The sequence below is a fragment of the Kitasatospora sp. NPDC101108 genome, assembly GCF_055584725.1.
Genome location: NZ_JBVJLM010000004.1, coordinates 35,235 through 37,426 on the forward strand (window position 1 = coordinate 35,235; position 2,192 = coordinate 37,426).

Genomic DNA, 2,192 nt, shown 5'->3' on the forward strand with positions numbered 1-2,192 from the left:
GACAAACTCGACGACGACGACTACCCCGCCTACACCATGGGTCGCGCCGCCGAGATGACCGGCACCACCCCCGGCTTCCTGCGGGCCCTCGGCGAACACCGCCTCATCACCCCCCTGCGCTCCGACGGCGGCCATCGCCGCTACTCCCGCTACCAGCTGCGCATCGCCATGCGCGCCCGCGACCTCGTCGACCAGGGCACACCCATCGAGGCCGCCTGCCGCATCATCATCCTCGAAGACCAACTCGAAGAGGCCCTGCGCCTCAACGAACAACTCCGCCGCTCCCAGCCCGGCCAGGAACCGCCCGCGGACACCTGACCACCGAGCGGCACCCGGTTCCCCTGCCGCAGCCCCGCCGGTCCTCGCTGTCCCGCTCCGCGGGGCCACCGAGCACAGCTCAGCACGGCCCCGCGCGGGAAGTCTCGCAAATTCCTTAGCCCGGCCGGTGGTTCGCTGGCTGTTGCCGAGAGCGGACCGCGAGCAGTGGCTGAAGGGGAACGGATGTCCAAGCGAGCACTGATCACCGGGGTGACCGGCCAGGACGGGTCGTACCTGGCCGAGCACCTGATCTCCCTGGGGTACCAGGTGTGGGGCCTGAGCCGAGGGCAGGCGAACCCCCGGAAGGACCGGGTCAGCCGGCTGATCCCGGAGCTGCGGTTCGTCGACGGCGACCTGATGGACCAGGGCAGTCTGGTCTCCGCGGTCGACACGATCCAGCCGGACGAGGTGTACAACCTGGGGGCGATCTCCTTCGTCCCGATGTCCTGGCGCCAGCCGGAGCTGGTCACCGAGGTCAACGGCACCGGCGTGCTGCGGGTGCTGGAGGCGATCCGGATGGTCAGCGGGATCAACAAGCCGGCCGCGGCCGGCGACGGGACCGGGCAGATCCGGTTCTACCAGGCCTCCAGCTCCGAGATGTTCGGCATGGTCGCGGAGACCCCGCAGCACGAGTCCACCCGGTTCCACCCGCGCAGCCCGTACGGCGTGGTGAAGACCTACGGGCACTACATCACCCGCAACTACCGCGAGTCCTACGGGATGTACGGCGTCTCCGGGATCCTGTTCAACCACGAGTCGCCGCGCCGCGGTGCGGAGTTCGTGACCAGGAAGATCTCACTCGCGGTCGCCCAGATCAAGCTCGGCCTGCAGGACCGGCTGCTGCTCGGCAACCTCGACGCCGTCCGCGACTGGGGCTTCGCCGGGGACTACGTGCGGGCCATGCACCTGATGCTCCAGCAGGACGACCCGGGCGACTACGTCATCGGCACGGGCCGGATGCACTCGGTCCGCGACGCGGCCCGGATCGCCTTCGAGTGCGTGGGCCTGGACTGGGAGAAGCACGTCGAGGTCGACCCCGCGCTGGTGCGGCCCGCGGAGGTGGAGACGCTCTGTGCCGACGCGCAGAACGCACGCCGCGTCCTGGGCTGGGAACCGACGGTGGACTTCACCGAACTGATGCGGATGATGGTCGAGTCCGACCTCGAACAGGCCCGGCTGGCCCGCGACTACGGCGAGGTGCTGACCGGCGCGCGCTGGTGACGGCGGGTACCGGCGGAAGGGCGGTGGGGGACCGGGCGGAACCGGGCCCCCACCGCCCTACGGGCGTTCCGGGGCCGGCGCAGGGGAGGCCGGCGGGCGGGAGAGCTCCAGGATCGCCAGCGCGATCCCGGCGCCCTGGTCGCCGAGCCGGGCGGCGTAGCGGAGCAGCATGGCGTTCTCCTGGGCCAGACTGGTGGTCGGCAACCCGGCGGCGCGGCGGCTCAGTTGGTGGCCGCGGGCCAGCCGGATCCGGTGCACCAGCTGGGCGATCAGCTGCTCGTCGAGTGCGCTGAGCTGCTCCGCCGTCTCGTCCGCGATGCCCTCGGTGGCCCGCGGCGGTCTCGGCTGGTCCCCGTGCGGGACGGATTCGGGCATGGCGGTCATCCTCGTCGACGTGGGTGGCCCGCGGCGCGCCCGACGGACCGCACCCATGGCTCGCGCATCCGACGATCCAGCCGGAACGCCCGGCAATTCCCTAGAGTCCGGGGCCCGTTCGCCGACCCCCCGGACAGACCCTAGGGATTTCCCGCGCCGGGCCGATCGAGACTGATCGCCGAAGTGCGGGAATGCGAGCGCCGCGCGTGCGGAGCACGCGGGCCGTCCACAGCGGACCCCCTGCCGTTCGCCGGTCCTCCAGATGGGTTGCGTCGATG

At 71.5% G+C, this 2,192-nt stretch carries 3 protein-coding genes; 2 read left to right on the forward strand and 1 reads right to left on the reverse strand.

Features of this window, described 5'->3' with window-relative positions; translation table 11 throughout:
* Nucleotides 1-36: 36 nt before the first annotated feature.
* Together ACZ6Z8_RS11475 and ACZ6Z8_RS11480 are read left to right on the forward strand one after the other, a co-directional pair.
* Nucleotides 37-318 carry a helix-turn-helix domain-containing protein gene (locus tag ACZ6Z8_RS11475; RefSeq protein ID WP_465609146.1) on the forward strand — a complete coding sequence of 94 codons (282 nt, stop codon included), beginning with the start codon at nt 37-39 and terminating at the stop codon, nt 316-318.
* Nucleotides 319-501: 183 nt separating this feature from the next.
* The gene (locus ACZ6Z8_RS11480; protein WP_465608524.1) at nt 502-1,539 is read left to right on the forward strand and encodes a GDP-mannose 4,6-dehydratase; all 1,038 of its coding nucleotides are present in this window, start codon (nt 502-504) and stop codon (nt 1,537-1,539) included.
* 57 nt (nt 1,540-1,596) lie between these two features.
* On the opposite strand, the gene ACZ6Z8_RS11485 is transcribed toward ACZ6Z8_RS11480, so the two are convergent.
* Nucleotides 1,597-1,914: a chorismate mutase family protein gene (locus ACZ6Z8_RS11485; RefSeq protein ID WP_402821843.1), complete on the reverse strand. Its 318-nt coding sequence runs from the start codon at nt 1,912-1,914 to the stop codon at nt 1,597-1,599.
* Between the last annotated feature and the right edge of the window lie 278 nt (nt 1,915-2,192).

Coding starts and splice junctions, on each gene's coding strand:
- ACZ6Z8_RS11480 (WP_465608524.1), top strand. CDS start 502: ATGTCCAAGCGAGCACTGATCACCGGGGTGACCGGCCAGGACGGGTCG.
- ACZ6Z8_RS11485 (WP_402821843.1), bottom strand. CDS start 1,914: ATGCCCGAATCCGTCCCGCACGGGGACCAGCCGAGACCGCCGCGGGCC.
- ACZ6Z8_RS11475 (WP_465609146.1), top strand. CDS start 37: ATGGGTCGCGCCGCCGAGATGACCGGCACCACCCCCGGCTTCCTGCGG.